Genomic DNA, 6,102 nt, shown 5'->3' on the forward strand with positions numbered 1-6,102 from the left:
GGCGGCTCTCATCTTTAAAGAAAGAATTGATATACTAAATACATGAATAAAATAGAACTGTCGGCTGGCATTCACCACAAACTACCAAGCGATTTAGCAGCTGCACTGGCCGAAACTGATGAAATTATCCAGTTATGGGAGGCAATTACCCCTATTGCCCGTAACGAGTTTATTTGTTGGGTTGAGGACGCCAAGCAAGACAAGACTCGTGCACGACGAATAGAGCGCACGGTTGAAGAATTGCTAGACGGTCAAAAGCGCCCCTGCTGTTGGGTTGGTTGTATTCACCGCACCGACAAAAAACCAAGTAAATGGCAGCAAGATGTGCTGATTGATAAAAAGCCCCGATAGCCCAATGAAACTCGATTACGATATTAAAGCATTTAATAATGCAGCAACTTGGCGAACTTGGCTAAGTAAAAATCACAAACCGGTTGATGGTGTGTGGCTAAAGATTCACAAAAAGGCTCCGGCCTACGAACAGTTAGCTATGCTGAAGCTTTAGACGAAGCCCTGTGTTACGGCTGGATAGACGGCCAGAAGAAAAGCTACGACGAGCATTCGTATTTACAGAAATTTACACCACGCCGCGCACGCAGCATGTGGTCTAAACGCAACATAGAGCACGTAGCGCGCTTACAGGCAGAGAAACGAATGACTACTGCCGGTCAGTCCGAAGTAAAAAGAGCCAAGGAAGATGGTCGCTGGGACGCCGCCTACGATTCGCCTGCAAACATGACTACCCCCGATTTTTTTCTAAACGAACTAAAAAAACACCCTAAAGCCGAAGCGTTTTATAACACACTTAACAAAACTAATACATATGCTTTTGCCTGGCGGCTGCAAACCGCTAAAACTGACGCAACCCGTAAGCGTCGAATTGAAAAATTTATAGCTATGTTAAATGCTGGTGAAAAATTTCACCCATAATAAAGTTGCTGCTGCTGACTTTTTTGAATAGTAACAAAGGTAGTTGATCTTTAAGTCATGCTTTACGCAATTTAGTTACCAGTAAAATTTATTTTGAATAAAAAACGCTAGTGCTATACTCATTTTAATGACCGTAAACAAAAAATTTCTAATAGTTTACAAATTATTTTTTGCACTACTTGGACTGAGTGCCGTAGTAACTGAAATAGCCACAATTATCGAACGCGGTATATTTAATGCCTCGAATTTTTTTAGTTATTTTACGATCGAAACCAATATTATTGTGATCTGTGTCTTCTTGCTAAGCAGTTACGCAGTAGCTATGGGTAAAAATAAAAAATTAGATGTTATTCGAGCAGCGGTAACTGTGTACATTTTGATTGTTGGGATTGGCTTTGCCGTTTTGCTTGCAGGGCTTGAAAACACCACGCTAACAGCTGTTCCGTGGGATAACATTGTGTTGCATTATATAATTCCTGTTGCGGTGTTAATTGATTATTTAATAGACAGACCAGCCACCAAAATATTGTTTAAAAGTAGCTTAAAATGGTTACTATTCCCTGTTAGTTATGTTGTTTATAGCTTGGTGCGCGGGCCAATTGTTGATTGGTATCCCTACCCGTTCCTTAACCCAACAATTAATGGATATATTGGCGTAGCTGTACCTGTAGTTGGTTTGGTGCTGCTAGCTCTTACCTTGCAAGGGTTTGTTTGTAAATTGTCGGGTAAAAACCGCCGAAAAGCCTAAACCTTTATTCGACAGCGAAAAAGAGCTATTCCATTTCTTATAAATATTTACATTCCCTACAATACCCACTTACTTCAAACTGGTGCTGCTTGGCGACAAACCCATAGTGTTTTGATACCTCGGCAATAAAATGCTCAATATGTTTTTCGTCTTCGATGTCTATGACCCTACCACATTTTAAGCAACTTAAATGGTGGTGGTGGTCTAAAAATTCGTCAGATAATTCTAACTTATACTTCCACCCTATTTGCACGCGGTGTATTAAACCGAGCTTTTCAAACAGATCTAGATTTCTGTACACGCTAACTTTGTCTACTGTACCTTGAGCGGCTTCTAAAATACTTTTTATGGTTTGTGGTTCTGGTTTGTGTAATAGCTTAAACGTCTCAAGCCTGGCTTGCGTGACGCGATAGCCCTTACTGGTTAATAGTTTCTTGAATTTATGAGTATGTTCTGCTGACATGTTTCAATTATGGCTCTTATTGCAACAAAATTGCAATAGTAATACTTTTAACTACACTACCAAGTATGAAATTTACTACAGACCAATTCGAAGACGCTGCTGGCAGGTACGGCGATATTGCTCAACAAGAAGGTGTGTTATTTGAGCGAAAAAACGACAAAATGACTCCACCTACTTACCGCGAAATAAAACACAAACTTAAAATAGAGACAGATGGACCAGTCATTATGTTAAGTAGCGCTAGAGCTGACGAACTAGCAACCTTACCGCAAACACGGGTTATCGTAGGCGTTAATAAAGACGGCAAAAAAGCCTTTGTACCTGGCATAGTTTTGCCTGATTCTAAGCCTAACAATGTGCGTATAGGGGCGCTTACCGCTGCCGAGGACATGCGACCAGCAGACCAACAGTCTATCACTCGTCCATTTACAGATTTTCAGCAAGTATTGTTGGCTAAAATTGCCGCTCAGCATATGCCAGAAACTGGTAGCCACAGCGGCAGCAAAGTTAACGGTGGCGAAATTGGGCATGCCGTTGTGGCCGCTGCTTTAACAGACGCACGCGACATTCACCAACAGGTTCACCAGTTAGTTGAAGGCACACAGCTGTCGGCTGATATAGCCGCCAGCGGCATTACTGACTTTGGCGTCAATGGAAATGTCCGCCAAAACCGAGAATACGTGCTTACTTCTGATTCTATTGCTGGCGTATTTGTTGTTGAGGGTCAACAATTACCTTTCCCGATCGATGATCCGTTTATTGCCTCTGCCGGGTTTACGCTGGCAGCAAAAGAATCAACGAACAAACCTAATGAGCTTGGGCAGAACTTAGCGGGTATGGCGTCGTAATGGAAGTGCTTGCCGGCGAGTTTGATCTTGATGATTTTTTTTCGAATGCGCCAGAAGCAAAGGACGTTAGTGGCAATGACATAGATCTTGATTTTGACGCTGCCCTAAGCCGAGCAGTTGATGATAAAGATGACCAAGAAGCATTTGCGGCTTTAACCTGGCACATTGAAACTGTTCAAGAAAATGGCGACCTCACTCGTTTAGCCGAAATGTCGATGGTTCTTGGCACCACAGCTTGTATGCATGATCACATGCAAGAAATGGCGAATAGCGTAGACATGTTTGGTGCGCACAACAAAGACAGCCATGACCACAGCGATAGTCATTATAATCATCAGCACGAGAACCAAGAAAAAACCAAAAAAACCTGCGGAAAGTGCAAAAAAAATAAAAACAGCTGTAAATGCTAAATTACGCTCTGCTCACGTTATAATAATAAGTAGGTATGAACAGCATCGATCACCCCATCTACAGCATGAGCTTTGCTAAGGTGTACCCCCTGTATGTGCAAAAGGCCACAAAAAAAGGACGAACAAAAGAAGAAGTTGATCAGATACTAAACTGGTTAACTGGCTACACTGATGATTTATTGCAAAAAGCGTTAATTAACGAAATTGATTTTAGGACATTTTTTGATCAAGCGACCCTACTTAACCCGCAGCGCAAACTAATCACTGGCGTTGTTTGTGGTGTGCGGGTTGAAGATGTCAAAGAGCCCTTAATGCAAGAGATTCGCTACCTTGATAAGTTGATAGATGAATTAGCAAAAGGCAAAACAATGAATAAAATATTACGGGACCCTACCAAGTGAGCGTGTTAACAGATTACTACAAAGACGCTGACCCAGATCGTTTGGCGGTATTGCTTGATTTATGGAACTATGCGAAAGAACAAGAGCCAAAAGCTACCGAAGGACTAAGCTACGGCTACCCTGCCCTAAAATTGAACGGACGTCCATTGATTGGTTTTTCAATAGCTAAACACCATATGAGTGTCTACCCGTTTAGCCCAAAAGTGATCGAACAGATCACACCTGAACTTAAAAACTATGAATATTCCAAAGGATTGATTCGATTTACGGTTAAAAAGCCCGTAACTAAAAAAGTCATTAGCCTGTTAATTGAACTGCGTAAAGACATGCTGAGTAGTTGACAATTTATATATATTATTATATATTTTCAAAGTAATTACACGACAGTGTGGTTAAGCAATAAAGTGAGCGTAGACAGCTCGCTTTTTATTTTGACAGGTATTGTTCGTGTGATCTGGTTTAAATTTAAGGGGTCTTAGATTTTAACCAGATCGCACATCATAGTGCTTTTTGGTAGGTTAATAACCTTGGGAGTAGGTCCCTAGACGCGAGATCCGACTACTACAAGCACAGGAGAAGCAAATGGAAGACAACTTCGGAGTATCGGGCGACTGCGGTCTCGGCTGCAACGGCAACAACTGCCTGGTCGACAACCTGGTCAGCTCGAAAACCGAAATCGTGATCACCCAAGCGCACCCCCTCCTCGGCGGCGAGGATGTCGTCCAGGTCGTTCACCCGACCCTTGGTGCGATCACCGTCGACACCAGCAACCTGGAGGCCTCACGTGCTGCGGCACTGCTGATCGAGCTCGAGACCGCTGCCATGGACACCATGGAGACGATGGCTGAGGCTGCCTTCAAGTTGCTCGCGAATGAGCGCAAGGACAGGTTCGGTCGCATCATGGCCAAGCTGCGCCAGCAGCCGCCGCCCAAGGAAGACACCACCCTTGAGGGACTCGGTGCGAAGCTGGGCTCCCTGACCGTCGCCTTCGAGCACATCGCAGTGGCCCTCGTCGAACTCCACAAGGAGCTGCGTACCGCGGAATCCTTCGACCAGCTGGTCGCCGACCTCGACATCAACGCGTTGTTGGATCGCACCGTCGAACCCATCGCCGAGACCACCGAGGTCGTCGTGACCGACGAGCCGGCCGGCGTCAGCTAGCAGGAGGAGCATGGCGGCTCGGGCAACCAATGTGCATCATGCACACGCCCGAGCCGCCGCTCTCTCGCAACTAATCTACCAAAAACACCCAAACAATACCTGTCATTTCAACCTTAAGATTTACTTGACATATACTATTGATATCCCATAATATATTCATAGTGAGTTGTCCCAAATAACTCACCGAACATTTGAGCTATACATGAGATAACATTGACAACTTTTACGCACATTGCGCAGTAGTTTTCAATGACAACCTTGGGTAACAATGTTACTTCATGCAGTAGAGCAAATGTGAGACATCCGAAAAGTCAGCACAAGCCAATGGTGAGGGAGTTTTGTGTGGGCTTTTCTGAAAAAGAAAGGTCTGTACTTTAACTTTTTGTTGCTACGTATTCAAACGGGGTTTTTGACTTTTGTTAAAAGTTAATACTCCCGTTTGAATCAAAAAATTCACTTAGGAGGTGATTTTATTGTCAGATGATGCTGAACAACAGCTACCCGAAGTAGAACTTCGAGAGCTGTACGAAGCTCAAGGCGTAGGTTGGGACGAAACATTCAATGTTCCTCTTTACGAGGACATTGAAATTGATGAGCCGCAGCCGGCCAAGCCAGGTAGACTTGACGACCTTACGCTGCCGTCCCCAAAGCGCATAGCAAGTGCACTTGCTGCATTAGTCCTTGCCGTCACGGGGGCGACACTTGCGTATAACGTTGTCTTCAACTTGCAGGGTCAGGCACCAGCCGGAATTTCTGCACCAGCAGAAGTTGCGCAACCTGAGCTACAATTCACGGACCAGCAAGCCGTCTACCAAGACTTCGGTCCATGGCAAATGAGCCAAATAGTCGCTGGTAGCGAGCAGTCTAGCAATGCAGAAACGCTTGCATGGCTTCACGGTGACGGTTCTATCGAAAGCAGCACGTGGTCTATGCCACAAGATGCTGCCTGGAACCGCACAACGGCTCCTTTTGTTACTAGCCTTTCCAGTTTTGGAGAGGTTGTTCAACTCGAGGTAAACGCAGACGAGACCTATGTGGTCTTTGTTGGGCAGCCCTTCATTCTTGATGGGTTTAGTGAGAGTGTTTCTTACGCTGCCGTCCCCAAAGCGCATAGCAAGTGCACTTGCTGCATTAGTCCTTG

At 44.5% G+C, this 6,102-nt stretch carries 8 protein-coding genes and 2 pseudogenes (1 of these 10 only partly in view); 9 read left to right on the plus strand and 1 reads right to left on the minus strand.

The features are described from left to right. Positions 1 to 42: 42 nt before the first annotated feature. The 3 genes and pseudogenes from EYO12_02215 (at position 43) to EYO12_02225 (ending at position 1,678) form a co-directional block, all read left to right on the plus strand. Positions 43 to 351, plus strand: a complete 309-nt coding sequence (locus tag EYO12_02215; GenBank protein ID HIA91912.1) for a hypothetical protein — start codon at positions 43 to 45, stop codon at positions 349 to 351. Between the two features lie 4 nt (positions 352 to 355). Beyond that, positions 356 to 930: pseudogene (locus EYO12_02220) on the plus strand (bacteriocin-protection protein, YdeI/OmpD-associated family). A gap of 127 nt (positions 931 to 1,057) precedes the next feature. Next, positions 1,058 to 1,678 (plus strand): hypothetical protein, encoded by a 621-nt coding sequence (locus EYO12_02225; protein ID HIA91913.1) that lies wholly within the window; start codon positions 1,058 to 1,060, stop codon positions 1,676 to 1,678. 37 nt (positions 1,679 to 1,715) lie between these two features. Here the strand turns inward: EYO12_02225 and EYO12_02230 are convergent, their stop codons facing one another. Then, complete coding sequence (locus EYO12_02230; protein HIA91914.1) at positions 1,716 to 2,141, minus strand: transcriptional repressor; 426 nt, start codon at positions 2,139 to 2,141, stop codon at positions 1,716 to 1,718. 65 nt (positions 2,142 to 2,206) lie between these two features. Between EYO12_02230 and EYO12_02235 the strand changes: the two genes are divergently transcribed. The 6 genes and pseudogenes from EYO12_02235 to EYO12_02260 form a co-directional block, all read left to right on the plus strand. Then, positions 2,207 to 2,989 (plus strand): hypothetical protein, encoded by a 783-nt coding sequence (locus tag EYO12_02235; GenBank protein ID HIA91915.1) that lies wholly within the window; start codon positions 2,207 to 2,209, stop codon positions 2,987 to 2,989. After that, positions 2,989 to 3,399, plus strand: coding sequence for a hypothetical protein (locus EYO12_02240; protein HIA91916.1), 411 nt, complete (start codon positions 2,989 to 2,991; stop codon positions 3,397 to 3,399). Before EYO12_02235 ends, EYO12_02240 begins: the two co-directional genes overlap by 1 nt. Positions 3,400 to 3,434: 35 nt before the next feature. Then, positions 3,435 to 3,800, plus strand: coding sequence for a DUF2200 domain-containing protein (locus tag EYO12_02245; protein HIA91917.1), 366 nt, complete (start codon positions 3,435 to 3,437; stop codon positions 3,798 to 3,800). Beyond that, the gene (locus EYO12_02250; protein HIA91918.1) at positions 3,797 to 4,141 is read left to right on the plus strand and encodes a DUF1801 domain-containing protein; all 345 of its coding nucleotides are present in this window, start codon (positions 3,797 to 3,799) and stop codon (positions 4,139 to 4,141) included. Before EYO12_02245 ends, EYO12_02250 begins: the two co-directional genes overlap by 4 nt. Before the next feature lie 241 nt (positions 4,142 to 4,382). Further along, entirely contained in the window at positions 4,383 to 4,961 is a 579-nt protein-coding gene (locus EYO12_02255) for a hypothetical protein (protein HIA91919.1), read from the plus strand. A 464-nt stretch (positions 4,962 to 5,425) separates the two neighbouring features. Next, positions 5,426 to 6,102, plus strand: a pseudogene (locus EYO12_02260) (hypothetical protein) (it continues 634 nt past the right edge of the window).

Source organism: Candidatus Saccharibacteria bacterium (genome assembly GCA_012965045.1).
Classification (GTDB): Bacteria; Patescibacteriota; Saccharimonadia; order Saccharimonadales; family DTSZ01; genus DTSZ01.